The 22,830-nt window shown below is 46.6% G+C and carries 12 protein-coding genes; 4 read left to right on the top strand and 8 right to left on the bottom strand.

The genetic code is table 11. The features are described from left to right. Positions 1 to 38 precede the first annotated feature (38 nt). The 3 genes from AC5YB3_RS14915 to AC5YB3_RS14905 form a co-directional block, all read right to left on the bottom strand. Positions 39 to 3,116 (bottom strand): efflux RND transporter permease subunit, encoded by a 3,078-nt coding sequence (locus AC5YB3_RS14915; protein WP_494525625.1) that lies wholly within the window; start codon positions 3,114 to 3,116, stop codon positions 39 to 41. Further along, positions 3,116 to 4,348, bottom strand: coding sequence for an efflux RND transporter periplasmic adaptor subunit (locus AC5YB3_RS14910; RefSeq protein WP_494525624.1), 1,233 nt, complete (start codon positions 4,346 to 4,348; stop codon positions 3,116 to 3,118). Before AC5YB3_RS14910 ends, AC5YB3_RS14915 begins: the two co-directional genes overlap by 1 nt. Before the next feature lie 294 nt (positions 4,349 to 4,642). After that, positions 4,643 to 5,998: a leucine-rich repeat-containing protein kinase family protein gene (locus AC5YB3_RS14905; protein WP_494525623.1), complete on the bottom strand. Its 1,356-nt coding sequence runs from the start codon at positions 5,996 to 5,998 to the stop codon at positions 4,643 to 4,645. A 231-nt stretch (positions 5,999 to 6,229) separates the two neighbouring features. Between AC5YB3_RS14905 and AC5YB3_RS14900 the strand changes: the two genes are divergently transcribed. Then, a complete protein-coding gene (locus tag AC5YB3_RS14900) occupies positions 6,230 to 7,681 on the top strand; it encodes a LysM peptidoglycan-binding domain-containing protein (RefSeq protein WP_494525622.1) in 1,452 nt (483 codons plus the stop codon). A gap of 202 nt (positions 7,682 to 7,883) precedes the next feature. Here the strand turns inward: AC5YB3_RS14900 and AC5YB3_RS14895 are convergent, their stop codons facing one another. Both AC5YB3_RS14895 and AC5YB3_RS14890 read right to left on the bottom strand, forming a co-directional pair. Further along, complete coding sequence (locus tag AC5YB3_RS14895) at positions 7,884 to 9,005, bottom strand: sterol desaturase family protein (protein WP_494525621.1); 1,122 nt, start codon at positions 9,003 to 9,005, stop codon at positions 7,884 to 7,886. 251 nt (positions 9,006 to 9,256) lie between these two features. Continuing rightward, positions 9,257 to 10,630, bottom strand: coding sequence for a DUF4397 domain-containing protein (locus tag AC5YB3_RS14890; protein ID WP_259511517.1), 1,374 nt, complete (start codon positions 10,628 to 10,630; stop codon positions 9,257 to 9,259). Positions 10,631 to 11,004: 374 nt separating this feature from the next. Here AC5YB3_RS14890 and AC5YB3_RS14885 point away from each other — a divergent pair, with 374 nt between their 5' ends. Further along, entirely contained in the window at positions 11,005 to 13,722 is a 2,718-nt protein-coding gene (locus tag AC5YB3_RS14885; protein ID WP_494525620.1) for a DEAD/DEAH box helicase, read from the top strand. 150 nt (positions 13,723 to 13,872) lie between these two features. On the opposite strand, the gene AC5YB3_RS14880 is transcribed toward AC5YB3_RS14885, so the two are convergent. The 3 genes from AC5YB3_RS14880 to ansB form a co-directional block, all read right to left on the bottom strand. Beyond that, positions 13,873 to 16,680: a M16 family metallopeptidase gene (locus AC5YB3_RS14880; RefSeq protein ID WP_494527193.1), complete on the bottom strand. Its 2,808-nt coding sequence runs from the start codon at positions 16,678 to 16,680 to the stop codon at positions 13,873 to 13,875. Positions 16,681 to 17,037: 357 nt separating this feature from the next. Beyond that, entirely contained in the window at positions 17,038 to 17,622 is a 585-nt protein-coding gene (locus AC5YB3_RS14875; RefSeq protein WP_413485145.1) for a hypothetical protein, read from the bottom strand. A 655-nt stretch (positions 17,623 to 18,277) separates the two neighbouring features. Next, complete coding sequence (gene ansB, locus AC5YB3_RS14870; RefSeq protein WP_494525619.1) at positions 18,278 to 19,336, bottom strand: L-asparaginase 2; 1,059 nt, start codon at positions 19,334 to 19,336, stop codon at positions 18,278 to 18,280. A 555-nt stretch (positions 19,337 to 19,891) separates the two neighbouring features. Between ansB and aspA the strand changes: the two genes are divergently transcribed. Both aspA and AC5YB3_RS14860 read left to right on the top strand, forming a co-directional pair. After that, positions 19,892 to 21,331, top strand: a complete 1,440-nt coding sequence (aspA, locus tag AC5YB3_RS14865) for an aspartate ammonia-lyase (protein ID WP_012196633.1) — start codon at positions 19,892 to 19,894, stop codon at positions 21,329 to 21,331. Positions 21,332 to 21,445: 114 nt separating this feature from the next. Continuing rightward, positions 21,446 to 22,747 (top strand): anaerobic C4-dicarboxylate transporter, encoded by a 1,302-nt coding sequence (locus AC5YB3_RS14860; RefSeq protein WP_006083147.1) that lies wholly within the window; start codon positions 21,446 to 21,448, stop codon positions 22,745 to 22,747. Positions 22,748 to 22,830: the final 83 nt, after the last annotated feature.

Here is a 22,830-nt window from a genome sequence, read left to right as displayed (position 1 = left end):
TGTCGATCTAGTCTCGATAAACCCCAACGAACCTAGGACTAAGCTTTGGCGCTGCGCAGTCTTGCAAGCACATCCTTAGCTTTGAGCTCGGCCATAGCGACATAGGCCACAGGCACTACAAATAACGAGAAGAAGGTCCCTGCCAATAGACCACCAACTAAGACTAACCCTATGTTGGCTAACCCTAAGGAGCCAGGCCCAGAAGCCAGCGCTAAAGGAATGGCACTTAAAATCATGGTTAAAGACGTCATTAAAATCGGTCTTAAGCGAGATTTAGCACTGCTTCGCGCTGCCTCAATCGCACTCAAGCCTTGGTCTTGTTGCTTATTGGCAAACTCCACCAGCAAAATACCGTGCTTGGTCACTAGCCCCACTAAGGTTAATAACCCTATCTGCGAGTAGATATTCACGCTCTGGCCAAACAAGGTTAAGGTCAACAGCGCGCCAACAATACACAAAGGTACAGTCAGTAAGATGATTAAGGGATCGACGAAGCTTTCAAACTGCGCGGCCAAAATCAAATAGATAAACACCAGTGCCAGCAAAAATAGCGACTGAGTACCCGCCTGTGAATCCATTAAATCTTTCACTACCCCATTGTATTTAAAGCCTTGGGCATCGTTGAGCAATGTTGGCAGTTGCTCGTCTAAGTAGGCTTTGATTTCATCGGTGGAATAGCCGGGCATAACGTCCGCCGTCAGCTCGGCGCTATCAAGGCCCATAAAGGTCTTAATGTTCGATTCTGCCGTGGTCTGCTTAATCGACACAAACTGCGATAACGGCAGGGCTTGCCCAGATTCTGAGGTGACGTACAGCTTATTCAATACTTTGAAATCACTGAGCTTATCTAAGTTCACTTGCACTTGAATCGGATAAGTAAAGCCATCGGTGGCATGTAAGTCTGCCGCCTTAACTGAGCCCAAGAAGGTCGACAGCGCATTCGTCACATCGCCATAACTGACGCCCGAGAGGATAATGGCGTTGCGATCGATAGACAGATCGTAGCGCAGCTGATCCCTCAGCACTGAGTTACCGACGTTGTTCAGTCCAGGATAATCCTCGAGTAACTTTTGCACTTTGGCGGCAGTATCATTGAGCTCGTCCTTGTTGCGATCTAAGGTCGTCAGTTCTAATCGCAGGTTATTGGCAATGCTGAGATTATTCGCCGAGCGAATACTAAAGGACATGTTATAGGCAGAAACGCTTTCCTTTGATTTTGTCATCAAGTCGCTGATCACATCATCTATGCCCTCGCTACGCTCACCCCAAGGTTTAAGCAGCACATGGTTTACTGGCTCGCCCTCGATGTAAGACAGGTTCGCTCCAACGGCGGGATGCTCATCCATCACGCCATTAAGCTCAGCATTATGGTTCAGATGATACTGGCGACCCACACCGGTTGGGCCATTGGACGCCACATCGATAAAGCCTGAATCTTCAGCAGGCAAGAGTATTTTCGGCAACTGCCAGTAGGCGATACCTGCAAGACCGATAAGCACCACAGCCACGCCTAGCATTAAGCGCTTACGGGTAAACCACTTATCCAGCTCTTTGATATACATATCGTTTAACTGCTGCAGCGCATGCTCGACTCGGCTAAACCATTTTGGCTGCTGCTCAGTGGTATTGATAAGATAGGCGCTCATCATAGGCGACAAAGTTAACGCCACCACCCCAGAGATCATCACGGCGGCGGCCAAGGTGAAGGAGAATTGCCTAAACAGATCGGCGGTTAACCCCGACATTAATCCTATCGGCAGATACACGGCCGCGAGCGTTAAGGTCATGGCAATGATCGGGAAGATGATTTCCTGACAGCCTTTAATCGCCGCGTTAAAAGGCGTTTCACCGTTTTCGATGTGGCGATAACAGTTCTCCACCACCACAATGGCGTCATCCACCACCAGACCGATGGCCAAAATTATTGCCAGAATGGTCAACACATTGATGCTAAAACCGAGGGCCGACATTACGGCAAACACCCCAATTACACACACTGGAATGGTAATAATCGGAATAGATGCCGCCCGCAGGCTGCCCAAAAATAACACCACAATCAGCGACACTAAGATCACCGCCTCAATCAGCGCAGAAAAGCCTTCGTCGATGGAAGCCTCAATAAAGTCGGCCTGATTGTAGGCCAAGGTCATTTCTAACCCTTGGGGTAAATGCTGCTGCATACGCGCAATTTCGGCCTTAATGTTCGAGGCCACTGTCACAGGATTCGCGTTACTCAGCGGTAAAATTTGCAGCGACATCGCGCTATGGCCGCCGATAGACAAGATACTCGGCGACAGACTTTCTTCGCCCATCACCACATCGGCGACGTCGGCCACACGGATGATCTTGCCTTCGCTGACCTTGATCACTAAGTCCTTCACATCTTCGAGTGTTTCAACTTGATTCAATGGGTTAATCGAGAAATCCCGCGACTTACCTTTAATCGCGCCCGAGGTGAAGCTGGCATTGTAGGAGCCTAAGGTGCCCACCACATCGGCGGCCTTAATGTTCAGCGCCTTCATCTGCTCGGGGTTGAGCCAGACTCTAACCGCCTTTTGTGAGCCGCCATACGGCCCCCACACAGCGCCAACGCCTTGAACTTGCTTGAGCTGCGGCACTAGTTGCTGGCTAATGTAGTCGTACATGGCCTGCTTTTCCATGCCGCCCGCGTTCACAAAGGTAATGATATTACTGGCAGAATCTGTGGCCGAGGTATCGTCGGTGACCGTTGGCTTATCTATCATGCTCTGGGGAAAATCGTTAATCCCTTCAACGCTGCTACGCAACTTATTCATTAAGTTGGTGTATTCAATATCGCTGGTATCGTCATTGAATTTAATGGTTAACGAGCAGCGCCCCTCGCTACAGTCAGTCGACATAGTATCGACCTTGTCTATGCCCGAAGCCGCAGCAATCAACTTATCGGCCACATTGCTCGACATAAAATCGGCGCTCGCCCCTGCAATCGATGCATTCACAGATGCCGAGTGGGTGGTGTGCTCAGGAAAATATTGGATATCGAGTTTTTGAAAGGCAATCAAGCCCAGTAACACAGCCATAATGCTGAGTACGGAGGCGAAGATAGGATGACGAATACAGACTTCGGGTAAACGCATTATTCGGCTCCCTCAGTGCTAGGTTCAGGACTTGGAGTAGCATCCGCACCTGAGTTGGAACTGGAGGCTGAAGCTTTATCGGCCGTGTTTTTATCCTGAATGACTTTGATCTTGCTATCGGACTTGAGGTTTTGCATGCCCGTCTTAACCACGAGATCGCCTTCGGCTAAACCTTCGGTCACGACCGCATAACCGTCATTAGTGTTTTGCGCGAGTTTAACCACTTGTTTTACGGCGCTATCGTCCCGCACTAACCAGACAAAGCGTTCGTCATTATTGGCGATAATCGAATTTTGCGGCACTAATAAGCGTTTAATCCCACGGCTATAGAACTGCTTAATATTGGCGAACATGCCGGGCGCTAGTTTGAACTCTGGGTTGTCGAGGGCGGCGTGCACTTCAACTCGTCCAGAGCTTTCATCCACCGCTGGAGCCACATAGTTAACTAATCCTTTGAACACCTTATTGCCATAGGCTTCGACCGTCACATTCACCTTCTGGCCTTTTTGCGCCTTACCAAAATCGTTCTGGCTAATGGCATAACGGACTTCGACGGGATTTAAACTATAGAGAGTGACTAAGGCTGTACCTGCGCCAATTTGGCTACCGATGGACTGACTAAAGCTTGTTAGCTGACCGTCGAAGGGCGCCTTGATCAAGTAGTCGTTCATGGTCGCTTGTTTCTGGCGAAAATCGGCATCGGCCAGATTCACATTTTCCCGCAGCTCATCTACATCTTGCTTGGCGAGTGCGAATGGCTCTTTGATCAGCAGGTCTTCAATACGCTCAAGCTTAGTTTTCGCCAGTGCTAAGGTGCTCTTAGCCTTGTCTAAATCGGCCTTGGCCTTAGTGTTATCTTGCTCGGCAATCACTTGGCCTTTCGTCACTTTGTCGCCGTTACTAAAATGAATGGCACTGATTTTTTCGCTGGCGTTGAAGTTGAGTATCGCCGAATCGATGGCGTTAATTTTACCGACTTCATTGACGACATCGGCAAAGGAGGTTTCTTTAATGGCCTCGACCGTCACAGGGATAACGTCGACCTTGTCCGCCGCAGATACGGCTATAGGGGTTAAGGTGAAAAGACTCGCCAATAGAAACGTCAAAGGCGCGAATAAGGGCGCCTTTGGGAGATGATGGGGGCTTTTTAATGAAATATCGCATGCACTGCGTGCTCGTTCAGTCACTCTTTGTATAAACAGCGTTTGTGTAAACAGCGTTCGTGTAAACATAGTATGCAAACCTATCGTTCTTACTATTCAACGGACATCCTATCCGACAATAGCAAACCGGATTGAACCCAAGACTAATACCAAGTCCCCCAAATGCCTGTTTCAGCAATTTGAGGTTATTTGGGTATACAGCCTATAGGCATAATCCCAGTCAGTGCCAGTAAAAACTCGGCTACACAACCAAACAAAACAATGAGTTAACGCTAAATCCAATAGAGCAAACTTAAATCACACAAGGACACATAAAACACAACAAACTAGAAACAGATGTAAAGTCAGCCTGTTAGCAAGCCACTATTTGCCTTTTAGCAGGGCTTCGATGGCCTTTTTTACCTCTGCAAAACAGGGGCGCTGAGTCACATCCAACTGCATACATTCGTCTTTAATCGCATTCAACTTTTTATAGTGTTCAGGGCCAATCGAGGCACTCACATAGGCCGATGCATCCACATAGGCCAACAGATCCTCAATCAAGCAGCCCAGCGCGCGCACTTCAATCGCTTCCATCGCCAAGCGATCTACTGTAGACAGATTGCGTAAATTAGATGCCGCGCCAAAATCACCAAACAACAAGTTCATCTGTTGATTAACCATAATGTTATGGGCGTAGACATCGCCGTGGCTCACTTGCTTAGCGTGCATGTGCGCCATCGCATCGGCCAATTGGAGTGCAATCTTAGCCACATCATCAAGGCTAAACTGAGTACCTGCGTTAAAGGTATCACGGGTGCAGGTTGCCAAGCTTGGCGGTAAACCTAAATTGCTAAACCCGGGCGGGATGAGCTCCATCACTAAGCCCAATTGGTCTTTCTGGCTGATGTGCGCCACCACCTTAATAAGGCTCGGGTGATCTCCCGTTGTGAGGCAGCAATCTAACTCGTCGGCGGGATAACCATCGCTGGTCACCTCCCCTTTAAAGAGTTTTACCGCAATCTGTGATGACCCCGTCGCGGCGACCATGGCCTGATTCAACCAATCACCACGGTAAATCACCCCAGAGGCGCCTTCGCCCAGTTTTTCTGCCAACTTGATATCATGCAGAGTCACGTTTGCCACTGTGGCCACATCGGCATGGGGATCGACCAAGGTATGGCTGAACGGATTACCCGCAAAAGCGAGCCAAGTCAGCTTAGGCAAACCCAGTAGCCAAGCTGGCAACGCTTGCAGTTGATTGGCCGATAGACGCACTAATTCTAAGTTACGGCAATTGGCCATCGACTCGGGCAAAGCCGTTAACCGGTTGCCCGCTAGTGCTAATTTTTGCAGACGAGGTAAATCGCCCATAGCCGCAGGCAAGGTCTCGATGTGGTTATCGGTAAGGATAAGCCAGCGGGTTTGTGGCGGTAACGCGGCGGCAGTCACAGTGCGGATTTGATTCGCCTTAAAGCCAATCATCTCTAAATTCGCACAGCGCCCTAATGCCTCGGGTAAGTATTCGAAGCGGTTATTAGAAGCAAAGAGGATCCTTAAACGCGATAAACGGTGCAAGTCCTCGGGCAGAGTACTCAGTTGATTATTTGACAAATCGAGGATTTCGAGGCTATCGGCTAAGTCAAAAATCTCCCGCGGAAACTCGGTTAACTCCTCGACCAATTGTAAACGCGTGATCCCTTGTAACTGCCCTGCTCTTAACTGCGCTAACGTCTGCACTTTGCTACCCAAGTCAATGAAAAATCGCCACTATGGTAGCGCATTAATGGTTAAAGCTAAACGCAAGATATACAGCCAAAGTGCAGCACGATCGGCGCTAAACGGACGTTAAGCGGGCGTTAGGCGGGCGCTGCAAATAGGGGGAAACCGTGGGGAGCTATCCAGAAACGCGAAAACAGATTAGCATGTGCACCAATATGGAATGCCCAGTTAACTCATCACAGGACAATCATGCGGAAACATTTTCGCCAAACGCACTCTTTTACAGTGCTAATGCTGGCCATGTTCGTGGCCCAATTGAGCGGTTGCGCGACCACGTCGGCAAGCCCATCAACCACAGAATTCAGTGCCCCAGCAAATGATGTGAGTAACGGTAGCTACCACTCGCCACAACACCAGCAGCACACGCCACCCGCTGTGGTTGAGCAGTACAGCGACGTTTGGGAAAAGATCCAACACGCCAATACCATTGACGTACATGACGATGCCGAAGTGCGCAAACAGCGTAACTTTTTCGATGATAAACAGAAATTTATGAACCAAGTCGGCGAACGCGCCGAGCCCTTTTTATATTACATCGTCAGCCAGCTAGAAGCCCGTAACATGCCATTAGAATTGGCGTTATTACCCATAGTCGAGAGTGGTTACAATCCACTGGCACAGGCAAACGGCCCGGCTGGACTGTGGCAGATGATCCCAGCCACAGGGCGTAATTTTGGCTTAACGGTTAACTCTGCCTACGACGGTCGCAAAGATGCGCTGGCCTCAACCGATGCCGTGCTCGACTATCTACAGCATTTATACGACACCTTAGATCACGACTGGATCAACGCCGTCGCCGCCTACAATACTGGTGAATTGGTGATTAAAGCCGCCATCGACAAGAACAAAGCCAAGGGTAAACCGACGGACTTTTGGTCGCTGGGCATTCCGGCGAAACGCGTACAAACTGTGCCTAAGTGGCTGGCGTTTATTCAAATTATTCGCGCCCCTAATCATTACAATCTAAAAGTGCGACCGATTGCTAACCGCCCATTCTTGGATAGAGTACCAGCGCCCAATGGCGTGGATATCGGCCAAATCGCCAATGCGGCAGGGTTGAGCAAGGCAGAATTTAAAACCTATAACCCTGGCTTTCGCCAAGGCGTGATCCCGAGCAAAGGCAAATATCAAATCGCCTTACCGCTGGAAAACATAGGTCAATATCAGGAAAACCACGACAAACTCTACGCCCAAAAACGCTATGACAGCCAAAGCTACATCGTTAAATCCGGCGACAGCCTAGGCACAATCGCGGCCAAGTTTGATACGTCAGTCAAGGCATTAAAACAGGCTAATAATCTGACCTCCGACCGCCTCAAAGTCGGCCAAGAGCTCACACTATTAACGCCAATGGCGGCCAATGACAATGCGCCTGAACCCGCTAAAGCCAACACTAAGGCCGATAGCAAAGTCAACAGCAAGTCATCGACTAAAGCAAATGCCACTAGCACTAAAGCCACCAGCTCAAAATCGGCCGACAAACCAGCGGCAAAAGCGAAAACCTATAAAGTGAAATCCGGCGATTCACTGGATAAAATCGCCCGTAAGAATAAGGTCAAACTGGCTGATTTAATGAAGTGGAACCAGCTCAATGGCAAAAGCATTATTAAGCCAGGCCAAGAGCTGAAAATCAGCGAATAACACTTGCGATATTAACTGCAAAAAAGCCCAACAAAGCGCCAATTAAAAACGCTGTGTTGGGCTTTTTTGTGTCCCACACTTACAGGAAGAGTGGCTTGTGACTTGCGACTTGCGACTTGCGACTTGCGACTTGCGAAGAGTCACTTGCGAACAACCACTTCAAACCCATCTTTTAAAATAAGTCACTTAAAATACAACGCTGCTATTTTGTGTCTTTCTTCGCTAACCCAAGGGGATACAATTGCTGCTTAAACATGCCAACTGGCATGTAATCGCCAACGACACCATATTGCTCTGGCCACTCTTTCTGACCTCGAACGGCGGTCCCAAATAAGTAATCTAAAAATGAAAAGTGGGCAGCATAGTTACGATCGATAGCCGCCTTATCGGAAGCATGATGCCAATGGTGGAACTGCGGGCTGACGATTAAGTAACGTAGCCAACCGAAGTTAACTTGGACATTGGCATGATTAAAGACCGCCTGCACGCCAACGATAATCACATAAATACTGATGATGTCTTTAGAGAATCCCAAGATAAAAATCGGCGTGAGTACCAAACAACGAGTAGCGATCAACTCAAACATATGTTGCCGAGATCCCGCCAACCAATCTAAATGCTTGGCGCTATGGTGCACTGAATGGAAGCGCCACAGGAAAGGAATTTCATGGTAAGCGCGATGCGCTGCATATTGCATTAAATCGGCGACCAATAGGATCAACAGCAGTTGCAACACAAAGGGCAGACCCGCGATAAAGCCTTGCACTGTGCTGGAAATGGCCCAAGAAAAGCTCGACTGCACAAATTGGTTTGCCACCAATAATACAAATCCAATCGCTAAATGATTCACCAGAAAATGATTCAAATCCCCTTGCCACTCGGGTCTCAATATTGGCTGTTCAGGTTTATGGGGTAACCATTTCTCGATAAAAATGAAAATTAAGGTTGAGCCTAATAAGTCTAAAATAAACCAATCCAAACCCAGTGAGACCTTATGATTGGCAAAAGGCTCGACCTCGACTTGATGGCCACCGAAGGCGATCGCTAAGCTCACAAATACCCAAGCCACAAAGCCAAATCGTTTATTTTTATTTCGAATAAAATTCAATAAACCTAAGCTGCCCGACACCACCAAGGCGACAAATATCAAACTACGAATAACATCGACGTTATAGCTTTGGCGTAATTCGGGAGTGGTGAGATATTCGGGGAAATGAAATGCCAATACACCCAGAAACGATAATATGGCTAACATACACGCTATGGTGCCGCTAATACTGCCTTCACCAATTTGGAAATGGCCGTCTTTAAATCCTTTACTCATCACAGTGAACTCCTTTTCCTATTGTTGCTCGCGTTATCCACGCAACAGCGCTATTCACACAACAATCACTCAGCTTGATTTTTGCCGATTAGCCTACATTAACCCCACAACCACAATCAATAAAAAGCGCACGCTAAGAGAATAATGCTGAATCTATTAAGCCTCTCTAAAACCAACACCTAAAAAACAGCCCAAAAAAAGCGCTACCTAAGTAGCGCTCTTGTATTAGCTAAGTTTACTCACCTTAGCGGTTAGATCTTAATCAAGTTATAACCAAAGCTAGTCGCAGGATCTTTATTCAGCACCATAGTGACATTGTCTTCATTGCTGAAATCCATTAAATCGGATGCATAGACAACGGTTTTAGTGCCGTTTTCGACTGCGATGACTTTAATAGAATATTCGCCTGCTGGTACAGTCACTGACTGAGGGCTAGCTGGGTTGACCGCAGTGATTTTATTTACCGCAGTTTCAATCGTGTCATTTGCTTTTAAGAAATATACAGTGAGATTGCTTTTATCGGCAAAACTCACGATGTCAAACTTAAAGCTATAGGGACTTGGAGTCTGAGTTTGCTTCATCTCCATCGCCTTCACTTGGCTGCCCTGCTCTGTCGCCTGCTCGTAAATGAAGATGGTTTTAATATCATCTTGATTAAGGGTGATCAGCACATTGTCGAGTAATTTAGCTTGGCTAGTATGGTCAAGTACGCTCACACCAAAGTCATTAAACTCGGCGCCTTGGTAAGCTGTTACGCCGAAGGGGGCCACATTGCTAAATAGCGCTTCTTGCTTACTACTCACCACTTTCACATCGACATTATGTGCAGCCAAGCCATTGAATACCCTAAAATCTACACTGCTTTCGAGGGCGACATGGTTACGCACATTGGTGGTTGAGTCGACGCTGTCTAAACTGATTTTAGCGGCTGAAGCGCCAAAGCTTTCCCTTAAAATCAACTTATAAGGCACCTTGGTTTTAAAGTTAATGCTTGCCGTGGTGTAACTGATATTGGTCGTACCCGCCGCAGTCAGATAAATTTTATAGTCGCCTGTATCTAAAATCTGTGGTGTTGAAACCTCACCATAGGAGACGCTGCCTAGCATCACTGCATCGGCAAAGCCTTTATCCGCTTTGGCAATATAGGCATCGTAGGCAGGTGCATCAGTCGCAGTGTGTGCAATCAATAATTGCATCTTACTCTTGTCCGCTTCGGCATTTTGTTTATCGAGCTCGGTACGCGAGTAATTGATATTCAAAAGGGCTGGCGAGGCAAAATCCCCATGCAATACAAAGAAATGGTCGGTTGCCGTTTTTAAATCGATATTCTCTTTGTAGAGTGAAATATCTTTATTTGCCGCATCCTTACCCATCACCTCTACCTCACTCACACCGGGGGTAGATGTAAATCGTGGCATCGCATCTGCGTAGCTCACGCTTTCATAGGTTTTATCGCCAATCTTCAGCGCGGTAGCAGTGCTCCCCACTGTCGCATTATAGAATTGCACATAAGTATCAGTTTTAGAGGTATCCTCATCCTTGTCATTATCAGAACCACCGCAAGCGGTCACGCCTAAACAGGCGAAGGTCAAAACCGCGAATCCCTTTAGCTTACTTTTTATCATTGTTTCCCTCATTAGCAGACAAAAATTCAGTTCAGTCTACGCAGTTATACAATGACAACAATGGCAATTTCCACTAAAAACAAAAACAAATATTTCACAAACTCAAACACTTAACAAACATTTCAATAACACACCAAATACTGATACAAACGCCACTTTTCAGGCCCTTAATTGATACAAATGCGGTTGCTGATACCTTAGTTCACATCTACAAAAACGCATCTGCTCCAGAGAAATAATGCTGGCATATCGAATACCCTCTTTTAGGTTATTGCGACCATGGAGAAATCATCCGCAGTTGGTGCAAACCTTGTTCGACTTATGCGATTGAGTTACTCTCGCACCGCCAATTAAGCCTTTGGGATGGATAGGGTTTGCAAGGGATTCTCAACTACTACAAACAGTGTTTTCAACACGATAGTGCTGAAATTAACCTTTGGTCTAGCCACAAACTTGCTGAGCAAGAAAAGCTATTGCTCCAAGGAGAAGACGAGTTAAGCAGTGGCTTTCTACCACGCTTGCCGGTGCCATTTGCCCAAGCCTCTGCATTAATGGCGCGTAGTGCCTTGTATCTACGTGAAAAAGTACTATTGCACTGTTGTTTTTTTTTCTGCGGCACTGTCGAGCTTAATGGCGAAAAACGTAAAGTCGTCACGCCACTGCTGTACCGTGAATGCCAGTTACAACTTGATGGCAATAACATTTACCTCGAATCTAATAACAGCTTCTCTGGCGGCGGGCCATTCACCATCAATGAAGCCCTGTTAGAAAAATTAGTCGTTGAAGGACACAGCTTAAGTCAAGAGTTACGCGATAATCCAACTGATGTCAGTGGCTGGATAGCTTGGCTCCGGGCGGGCCAAGCCGATGTTGATACCAGTCATTTATTGCATTTTCCCAAACTGATCGATGAGACTGAATTCACTGGCTTATGCCGTAAACGTGGGCGGTTTATGGTTAGTCGCAGCCAAATTATTCTTGCAGAGCGTTCACAGGCAAGTCGCGGCATATTGCACGAACTCGACAGTCTCATCACAGCGCCCTCACACTCTGCGCCGCTTCAAGCGCTTTTTGGGCAAGCGCCAACTCGAGATTCAGTTAGTCACAATGTCGATACCCAAGAGCATTACCTTCCTGGGCTATTAAGCCGCGCCCAAATTCAGGCGTTAAAGATAGCGGCCAATCAAACTTTGGGGCAGATCTCAGGCCCACCCGGAACAGGTAAAAGTTATACCATAGCCACAGTGGCGGCGGAGCAGGTATTAAGGGGGAAATCTGTCCTCATCGTCGCCCATACCGATGTTGCCGTTGATGTGATTGCCGATAAGTTAGAGCAACAATTCCAGCTAGGTAGCAGTCTTATCCGAGCCGGCTCGCCGCAGTTTATTAAAGTCCTTAAAAACCAGATAGATGAAATGCTACATGGTCAGCACCCAGCGACTGATGAAACCATTTCAGATATCTTACTACTCAATGCAAAACAGCAACTTAATACTGTGACTCGCGAGCAAACCAAAATGGAAGCCGGTTTTATACACCATTGCCGCCACGCCATACGTCGCGGCCAAAAACTGGCGACCTTACAACAAGGACAATCACGCTGGCGCTTAGGATTTTACAACTGGGCTTACCGTGCCGGGATCAAACAGTTTGCTCAGCAATGGGATGTGCTCGATAAATTAACCGCCCTTATCGCCCAAAAAGAAGACTTAAGCCTCAAATACTTACAATTGGCCACTCACTATCGATTAAACCAATTACTCAAACATAAGCGCAGTACGCTGGTGAGTTTTGCCAGTGCACTTCGCGCTCGGCAGTCCGCTAAGCAACTCGACGGTTTCTACAAAACGGATTTTGATGCCTTAAAGCAAACCTTTCCCATTTGGTTATCGAGCCTTGCCAGCTTGCATAAAGTGCTGCCCATGGAGCAGCAAATGTTTGATCTAGTGATTATTGATGAAGCCACCCAAGCCAATATTGCCGCATGTTTACCGGCCTTACAGCGGGCAAAAGCGGCACTGGTGGTGGGCGACAGTAAACAGCTGCGCCATTTCTCGTTTTTATCCCGCGCAAAACAAACCCAAATCCAAACCCAACTTGGACTTGCTGCGGATTGCCGCGGCCTAATGAGCTACCGTGATGCCAGTATGCTCGACTTAGTATCACAATCCCTTGCGAGCCAATCCCAAGTGGTATTTTTAAATGAGCATTTTCGGAGTAAACCTGAGCTGATCCAATTTAGTAATCAGCAGTTTTATCAAGGTATGCTGAAGATTATGCAGCACAGACCCTGCACAAGTTCAGGGCACTTACACAGAGTCCAGGTGACTGGCAACCGTCATAGCAAGGGCATTAACGCCATAGAAGCTGAGGCATTAATTGAAAAGTTAGCTCAACTGATTGATGAACAAGAGAATGCATTAGTGCCCGCCAGCATTGGAGTGCTCTCCTGTTTTCGCAATCAGACTGAGTATTTATCCCAGCAGATCCTCGCACGCTTTAGCACGCAGCAAATAGAACGTCATCAATTGAGGATTGCCACGCCCTTTGGTTTTCAAGGGGAAGAGCGCGATATTATGCTGCTGTCGTTTAGCATTACGGCCAATGACAGCCGCGCCGCCGTGTATTTAAATCGAGCCGATATGTTCAATGTCGCCATCACCCGCGCTAAACAAATGCAGTGGCTATTTTTATCGGTACAAGAGCATGAGCTCCCCAACAATAATTTACTGGCAACTTACTTAGCATCGGCGGGCCAATTTCAAGCGGCACACAATTATGTCGATGCACTCGATACCTTTGGCCAGTCGGTGGCACAGGCGATTGAAGAAAAAGGGATTACAGTATGGCGCGCCTACCATATGGCGGGGCTGGAACTGGATATTCTGTGCCGTTATGGTGACCAATATTTAGCGATAGATTTAATCGGTTACCCAGGACCATGGGCGGACTTTTTCGATATTGAACTGTATAAACTGTTACAGCGTGCGGGGATTAAACTCATCCCCGTCAGCTACGGACTGTGGTGTCAGCAGCGGGAACTGTGTATCCAACAAATCTGCAATCAATTTAAGCTAGAACAATCGAATTAAGCAATAAGCATCTCACGGATGACATCCCAGTTGACGACCGATGAAATAGGCCAAGACTGAACGTTGGAGGTAGAACAAAATATCCCCTGCACTGGCTAGCACAGGGGATATGGCGGTAAATGATCAATCTTCTATTCTATGCACCAACACTCATTGCTGAGGTTCAAGTGGTGCAGGAAGGACTTGGATGGTTAAACTGCCATCAGCTGGCAAATATTGCTGTGCCAGTTTACTGAGCTCTGCCGGTGTCATCTTCTGTGCCAACGCTTGTCTTTGTTTAAAGGTGGCAAAGCGTCCAGGATAACTCTGGGCATTTGATGCCAAATCTAACCAAAAACCATTGCTCTGCGGCGCGGCTTGCATCCATTCAAGCACAGGTTGGCGGGCTCGGTTAAGTAAGTCTTCGCTAATCCCCTGCGGCTGCTTCACTTGGTTAACTGCAGCGGTGAAATACTCGGAAACCGTTGGCAACATGGCTTGAGTCGTCACGCTAAATAGAACGAGATAACCATATCCGCTGGCATTGAGATCATTGTAAGAAAAGGCCGATGGCGAATAACTCGCGCCCGCTTTTTCTCTCACATTTTCCGTTAATAGGATGCTGAGCACTTGCTCCAACAATCCCAGTCCAGCGTGTTGGCTTAGGTGAGTCATATCCGTTGTTGGCCACACCATGGCCAGCGCCGCTGAATCTGGATGACCATAGTGTGTTAACGTCATCTTAGCCGGCACTTTCGGGAACACAGGCACTAGCGATTGGCCATTTTCAGTGGGGCTGCGTTTGATTGCCCCGAGAGTTTCAGCCACTGCAGCGATGGCGCTGGCTTCGTCAAAATCACCCACTATGGCGATTTCAATTGCCCCTTGTTCGACGGCTGAATGGAAACTCGGCGCCAGCTCTGCAAACTGACGTTTTAAAATTTCTTCCGGTTCACCATAACCATAACGTTTATCACCACTGTGGGAGATGCGGGCAAACTGATTAGAAAACTCAGTTTGCGGGTTGCTATGGAGACTTTGCTGCTCGGCAATCACTTGCTCGCGGAACAATTGCTCAGCCTGCTTATTCATGCCGGGTTCAATCAAAAAGGCCGTCATTAAACCGAGCTGCGTGCGCAGTTCTGCAGCATTGGTACTAATCTCACCGCCAAAACTCTGCTCACGCACGCCTAGGTTGATGGAAATATCTTGCCCAGCAAAAATCTCCTGCAGGCTTTCATTATCATGGGCCTTGAGTCCACCCTGCACAAACGCACTGTTAAACAGATAAGATAAGCCATCTAACTCAGGGAATGGCACTTCACCAAAGCCTATGTTGAGGCTGACCAAAGTAGTGCCTTTATTAAAGTCAGTAGGCTTAAGATTAAGGCGCACGCCATTGGAAAATTGTAGCTGGCGGATGCCTGTTTCGGCATCGCGACTATCGGCGATTAACTTGCCTTGATCGCCAAATTGAGTGTATGCAAACTCATCAATCGCCTTAGTTGCTGGCGCACTCACAGCTTGTTTGCGGCTTTTCTCATAGCTAGCGATAAGCTGTTTTTCAACATTTTCGATGGGCTTATTGCTCGTCAGATACAGATACGGCGTAGCATTCCATGTCTGATTAAACACTTGCTTTAGCTTTTGCGGCGTCACTGTTGGCAGTATTTTTTCAAAAAATGCCAGCTGCCACTCAGGCTCTACAGGCACGCGATTTTCCGCGACCGAATACACTAACCCCTCGGCAATATTCACACTGTGGATAGTAGTGCTACCCGCTGCGCTGAGCTGATACCCTTTGTGCATACGTTTGATTTGTTGGTCAATTTCCTGCTGACTAAAACCAAACTCTTGTGCTTGGCGCAGGGTTTGCTCCAATATTGCTATGCCCTCTTGCCAGTTATTCTCCTGCGTACCTAAGCTCATTTGAGTGCCATAGGCGATATCAAATTGATCCCCAACCTGCAGGCTAACGCCAGATAAACCTTGGCTATGTAGTAACTGCGACTCCATTCTGCGATACAAGATGCCGTGGGCGAGTTCAAGCAGTATTTCCTGCTTTCGCACGGCAGGGCTGTCGGCAGGGTATGCCATAGGCTTGAGCATACCGAGGGAAACCGAGGTCGATAGGCTAGGATCGAAAAATGCCGCCGCATCGACGCGTTGACGCTCTGCGACAGTGCCTAGCGCTTGCGGCTTAACCTTCGCCGCCAAAGGCGCGGCCTGCCAACTGGCAAACTGTTGTTTTATCTTTTGTTCAACTGCGGCTACCTCGATATCACCCACCACAATTAAGGTGGTGCGTGAGGGCGTGTAAAAACCTTGGTATAAAGACAGCAGCGTCTCGCGAGTAGCATTCTTGATGCTGTTCGCCTCACCCACAGGTAAGCGCTTTGACAACAGTGTATCTGGCATTAAAAACTGTAATTGATTGCGGTAATTCTCCAGATCCGCACCGCTACGCTCACGCAGTTCAGCCAATACCACCGCTTTTTCACGCTCGATAAGCGCCGGGTCAAGTAATAAATTACTGCCAATTTCGCGCATTAAAAACAAAGCGGTATCGACTTTATCTTGGCTATTACTTGGCAAGTTGAATTGATAAACCGTCTGCTGAAACTCAGTCACAGCATTGGTATCGGCGCCAAAACTCAGACCAAGACGCTGCAATGTCGGGATCATCTCCCCCGCAGCCAAACCCGTCGAGCCATTAAAGGCCATGTGTTCAAGAAAATGCACTAACCCCTGCTCGGTATCAGACTCCACCACTGAGCCCACGTCCACCCGCATGCGTACTATGACAGCCTGCTCTGGCGTCTTATTGCTCACTAATAAATAGCGCATGCCATTGGCAAGTTCACCGGTCTGGATTCGCCCACTCATGGGCAAGTCAGCCGTCCCCATCCACAGCGGATCTTCGCTCGCCTGTAGCGGCAACGCCACACTTAATAATGCCAGCAGTAACCACTGACGCATCAAACTAATCACCTTGAAATTGTTCATTAAAATTCGCACTTTCCCCCCAAAATCAAATAAGAAACCTAGGAAGCGCACACCTAAGTTTCAGATAAAATAAGCTTTCACTATAGTACCTAAAGCACTTTAAGTCACAAAATCAATACCTTATGCCGTACTAAAAATAGTTTATAGCCTTGATATTTAGCAGGAATATCTTGAAAAATAAGCGCGAGAGGGGATAGGGCAAAGGATAGTATTCAGTAAGCTAACAAAATTAGCTTATACCAACCGTATTAGTTCCCAGATGTTGGCAGTGACTTTAAAAAAGCAGAATATAAGTGATTAGAAATATATCCCGCTATCATATTCAGAAATTTAAACTAACAAGGTGAGAGCATAAATAATCATCGCCCAATAGAAACAAAACAGAAAAATCCATATCCAATTCAACCAAGTTAAGCGTGAATTATCAGGATATTCCACAGATTCAAGCGCAAAATTAACTGCTTTTTGAGCTTGATACAGCGGATATAAAACAGCTAATGGAACAAATATTGATGCCACAACTAATGATATTGGCAACGTATCAATTTGATTAAGAATTCCGCCAACGACTAACAATACAACATAAAATGTCGCCATAGCTGAGCTATTCCAGCGATACTCTCGATTATCTTCTTTAATGTATTCACTAATATAAACAAATAGAGAATGTGTATAAAAGATAGAAAAAAAGCTACGCGCTATTGGCCATGCATCTAAGTCATAGTAATTTTTTAAAGCCTGCCACTGTTTATAAAACCAATAAACTTGGTAGAGACCAAAGGTCGCAATAAACATGATAATTAACTTGGTCAGTGATACATGAAACAGCGGTACCCCATGGGTTTTAACCTCTTCCGTTGTTAACCTAGCATCACTTTCTAGCGAACTGTTTTCCTGACGAATCACTTCTTCCATGGTGGGGGAAATTCCTTTATTTTTCTCAATTATCTCAATGTTAAATAGCTCTATTGCTTTCAATTACATCATCTAAAACTGATGCGAGTAACATTCTAATCCACAATGTAAAATTTGTTAACATAATTTGGGTGGTACTTGGCGTTATGAGTAACTAAAATACTGCTAAGAACAACGACAGCCTAGTTGCTGCTAAACGAGATAGGCGCCTGCAGAATGAGAGTGAAGAGTGTTAATTAGATAGCGTGTCACTCCGACAGAACGTCTGTATCACTTTCGTAGAAAAGGAAATATTATCGAAAGCATTAACTATTTTTGAATACACGTGAAATCAGCGCGATAAACATAAGTCATGCATGTCATTTCGATAAGGCGAATAGTTTGTTGCAGCACATACACTCGGAATATTTGAATACCCTACATGGAAGTCGTTCTGTTTAGTGAATAGAAGGATCGGCAGTCCGCCTTGGTCGCCTCTTGATTGAAGCTCTGAATTGAACCCTCACTATTTTTAGCTTTCAAAATCACAACCAAGTTGAGATATCTCTACTCATGGCATCTAGGAAAAACAACGTCATGGATAGCTCCTCAATGACAAAATGCAAAAGCCCTACGAATATGCGCAGGGCTTTTGTTTTATCACTCAACTGAGATCCTAAAACTGTTGAAACCAACGTTGGATCTGCTGTGGATCTTTGCTTTGCGTTAACGACAGCATCAACAAAATACGGGCTTTTTGCGGGTTAAGATTACCTGCTGCAATAAAACCATATTTAGCGTCGTCTATTTCGGCATCGAGTGTCGTTGCACCAGTGGGCACTCGACTAGAGCGAACGACTAAGGTGCCTTTTTGACTCGCTTTAGCTAAAACATCGAATATAGAGTGGTAGATATTACCGTTACCCACACCGGCACTGACTATGCCATCAAAACCCGCTTCAACCATGGCTTTGGCTGGTAAATCACTGGCATTGGCGTAGTTATACACTATGCCTACCTGCGGTAACTTGTCGAGTTTGCTGACATCAAAAGGCGTCTGCGTAGTATGTTGACGCTCAGTATTACCCATGTACTCAATCTTGCTGTTATGGATCACGCCAAGCGGGCCAAAGTTAGGCGCGGCAAAGGTATGCACACCTGTGGTATTCGTCTTAGTGACGTCGCGGGCGTTCAATACGGTATCGTTCATTACCACTAATACACCTCTACCTTTAGATTCAAGGTTCGCGGCGGTTGCGACGGCGTTATACAGATTCATTGGACCATCGGCACTCATGGCGGTTGATGGACGCATAGCGCCAACCAGTACCACAGGTTTATCGCTCTTGATGGTGAGGTTTAGAAAATAAGCGGTTTCTTCTAAGGTGTCGGTGCCGTGGGTGATGACGATACCGTCGACCTCTTTATCGGCCAGTAACAGATTGATGCGCTTGGCTAACGCTAGCCAAACTTTATCGTTCATGTCCTGCGAACCGATTTTAACCAGTTGCTCACCTTGAATATCGGCAAGCTGTTTCATTTCAGGCACGGCCGCAATTAAGCTACTAATGCCCACTTCGCCAGCCTGATAGTTAGACTCAGTGGCCGATTGCCCTACTCCGGCAATGGTGCCACCCGTGGCAATGATCCGTACCTGTGGAAGCGCCTGCGCCGCAGAGGAGAGAACTAACCCTAAGGTGACCGAGAGCAAGAGCTTACGCATTGAAAAATTCATGCTTACATCCTTTTATTAATAATAAACGCTCCACAGTGTGCACTATTATTTAAGTCTAACCGTGATAATTCTCACTAAAATGAAATAACAAATTTAGCGTTATCTAATTGATTATTTAAAACTTAAATAAAACACCATGCATTTATTATTGAGTAGATTTAACTAATCAATGATTATTCGCGACTGATAAAGTGGAAATTAAATAGCGTACGGTTTATTTAGATTCAAAAACACTTGAGTAAATATGTCGCCGATTGGTTAACAAATAACAAATCTATAGCTAATTTGCATCAAAAAGTAATAGCTCACACTAGCTAACCGAGTTGAGATGCTTATCTAATAAACAAAACAAATCTACCATTTCAAACAGTTAAGTGATCCCCATCTAAATCCTGTTATTGCCAAAGCGTTAAGATCTGTGTCGATAGTCAAGGAGACGATTCTCCTTCATGTTTTCGATGAGTTATTTTTGAAGTGTTACGCATACTTATGTACGCACCACAACTCAATACTCGGAGATATATCTTACTATTAACCGGATTTAATAGGATCGAAATGAAAGATACTAATAGCGTACGGATCGAAGAAGATTTATTGGGAACGAAAGAAGTGTCCAATGAATTTTATTACGGCATACATACATTACGTGCCATCGAAAACTTTAAGCTGAGTAATCAAAAAATTTCCGATGTACCTGAATTAGTCCGTGGCATGATGCTAACAAAGAAAGCAGCTGCCATGGCCAATAGCGAATTAGGCGCTGTAAGTCCTGAAATCGCTGACAAGATTATTGAAGCGTGCGATTTGATACTCACAACGGGCCGATTTGTGGATCAATTCCCAGTCGACGTGTATCAAGGGGGCGCAGGCACTTCAGTCAACATGAATACCAATGAGGTATTAGCCAACGTTGCACTGGAGATCATGGGGCTTGAAAAAGGCCGTTACGATGTCATCAATCCTAATGATCATGTCAACAAGTGCCAATCGACCAACGATGCCTATCCAACAGGCTTCCGTATTGCGGTCATCAACAGTACCGATATTCTGCTAGATGCATTAACTGACCTTATCAGTGCCTTCGACACTAAAGCCGCAGAGTTTAAAACCGTCTTAAAAATGGGCCGCACTCAGTTGCAAGATGCCGTGCCTATGACCTTAGGCCAAGAGTTTCATGCCTTTGCTGTCACACTGCGAGAAGAAATTAAGTCCATCAAGCGTTGCCAAGAATTACTGTTAGAAGTGAACTTAGGCGCAACGGCTATTGGTACCGGCCTTAACACGCCAGTGGGTTATTCCTCACTCGCCATTAAACATCTGGCTGAAATCACTGGCCGCGCTTATGTGCCAGCGGAAGATTTAATCGAAGCGACCTCCGATTGTGGCGCCTACGTCATGCTGCACAGTGCGATTAAGCGCATGGCGATTAAAATGTCCAAGATTTGTAATGACCTACGCTTACTGTCATCGGGTCCACGTACAGGTCTGAAGGAAATCAATCTGCCTGAATTACAAGCGGGTTCTTCTATCATGCCAGCCAAGGTTAACCCTGTGATCCCTGAGGTCGTCAATCAGGTTGCCTTTAAGATTGTCGGCAACGATATCACTATCACTATGGCCGCCGAAGCGGGCCAGTTACAGCTTAACGTCATGGAACCTGTGATTGGTCAGGCGATGTTTGAGTCACTCAGTTTAATGGGTAATGCCTGTATTTCCCTACGTGAGAAATGCGTTGAAGGTATCACTGCAAACCCAGAGATCTGCATGGCCCATGTGATGAACTCCATCGGGATCGTGACCTACCTTAACCCCATCATCGGCCACCATGAGGGTGACATCATCGGCAAGATTTGCGCCCAAACGGGTAAAAATGTCCGTGAAGTGGTACTCGAACGCGGTTTGTTAACGGTTGAAGAACTCGATGACATTCTCTCGATTGAAAACCTGATGAATCCTAAGTATCAAGCTAAACGCAGCAGCAAAGCCAAAGTGTAACTCAGTGGGGCTGGGGAGCCTTTCCCAGCCCAAAACTCGATGATTCAAGAATAAGCCTGCGCATAGTGAATATGCTCAGGCTATTGAAATTAAAAACAAAATAGAGTTAACACTATGATTATATTAGAGATAATTATCGTACTCGGGGCCATTTACCTAGGTGCAAGGATGGGTAGCATGGGAGTCGGCTTTGCGGGCGGTGTCGGGGTACTGATACTGACCGCAGGGATGGGACTCAAACCGGGCAATATTCCGATTGATGTGATCCTCATCATTATGTCGGTTATCACCGCGATTGCGGCCATGCAAGTATCAGGAGGGATGGATTATTTAGTCTCACTGGCAGAAAAATTATTACGTAAACATCCAAAACAAATCACTTTTCTGGCACCTGTAGTCACTTATTTCATGACACTCTTTGCAGGAACAGGCCACACAGCATTCTCAACCTTACCTGTTATTGCCGAAGTCGCAAAAGAGCAAGGTATTCGTCCCTCTCGTCCTCTTTCTATCGCCGTTGTCGCGTCCCAAGTCGCCATTACCGCCTCACCAATTTCAGCGGCAGTCGTGTTCTTCTCAGGCATTCTAGAACCCTTTGGCGTGGACTATTTAGTACTGTTAGCCGTATGTATTCCTTCAACTTTCTTAGCCTGTATGGTCGGCGCCGTTGTTGCTAACTTAATGGGTAAAGAGCTGGCTGATGATCCTATTTATCAAGACCGTTTAGCTAAGGGCTTAGTTAAAACACGCGGTAAAACGGAGATCAAGATTAAAGCCGGCGCAAAACGATCTGTGATGATTTTCTTGCTGGCGATTGCGGCTGTGATGGCTTATGCCACTGCGATATCTGACAAAGTCGGCTTGATTGTTGACCCTGTACTGCCACGCGATGCCGCCATTATGGTGCTGATGCTCACGGCAGCTGCAGCTATCACGATTTTCTGTAAGTTAGACGCAAGTGAAATCTCCAATGCGGCCACCTTCAAATCGGGCATGTCAGCCTGTGTTTGTGTGTTAGGTGTGGCTTGGTTAGGCGATACCTTAGTGTCGAATCATATCGAGGAAATCAAAGATTTAGCAGGCACCTTACTGCAAAGTCAGCCTTGGTTATTGTCGGTAACCCTGTTCTTTGCCTCCATGTTGCTCTACTCCCAAGGCGCAACCACTAAGGCGCTGATGCCTGCGGCCTTAGCCATTGGCGTGAGTCCTTTAACTGCCGTTGCCTCTTTCGCCGCCGTCAGCGCGCTGTTTGTATTGCCCACTTATCCTACGCTACTGGCTGCGGTTGAGATGGATGATACCGGCTCGACGCGGATTGGTAAGGCGGTATTTAACCATCCGTTCCTGGTCCCTGGCGTAGTAACGATTGCCACCAGCGTGGCATTGGCCTTCCTGTTTGGCGGCATGATGCTGTAGCGCAACTTTACCCAAAGTGTTCTAAGGGCTAATGCCAATAATTGGATTAACCCTCTTCTTTTAATCTGGATCTAAAGACTTTG

It is taken from the genome of Shewanella sp. 1311, assembly GCF_059338235.1.
Note: the sequence above shows the minus strand (reverse complement) of the source record. Positions and strands in the feature narration are given on the sequence as shown.

Coding starts and splice junctions, on each gene's coding strand:
- AC5YB3_RS14895 (WP_494525621.1), bottom strand. CDS start 9,005: ATGAGTAAAGGATTTAAAGACGGCCATTTCCAAATTGGTGAAGGCAGT.
- AC5YB3_RS14890 (WP_259511517.1), bottom strand. CDS start 10,630: ATGATAAAAAGTAAGCTAAAGGGATTCGCGGTTTTGACCTTCGCCTGT.
- aspA (WP_012196633.1), top strand. CDS start 19,892: ATGAAAGATACTAATAGCGTACGGATCGAAGAAGATTTATTGGGAACG.
- AC5YB3_RS14880 (WP_494527193.1), bottom strand. CDS start 16,680: ATGCGTCAGTGGTTACTGCTGGCATTATTAAGTGTGGCGTTGCCGCTA.
- AC5YB3_RS14860 (WP_006083147.1), top strand. CDS start 21,446: ATGATTATATTAGAGATAATTATCGTACTCGGGGCCATTTACCTAGGT.
- AC5YB3_RS14915 (WP_494525625.1), bottom strand. CDS start 3,116: ATGCGTTTACCCGAAGTCTGTATTCGTCATCCTATCTTCGCCTCCGTA.
- ansB (WP_494525619.1), bottom strand. CDS start 19,336: ATGAATTTTTCAATGCGTAAGCTCTTGCTCTCGGTCACCTTAGGGTTA.
- AC5YB3_RS14910 (WP_494525624.1), bottom strand. CDS start 4,348: ATGTTTACACGAACGCTGTTTACACAAACGCTGTTTATACAAAGAGTG.
- AC5YB3_RS14875 (WP_413485145.1), bottom strand. CDS start 17,622: ATGGAAGAAGTGATTCGTCAGGAAAACAGTTCGCTAGAAAGTGATGCT.
- AC5YB3_RS14900 (WP_494525622.1), top strand. CDS start 6,230: ATGCGGAAACATTTTCGCCAAACGCACTCTTTTACAGTGCTAATGCTG.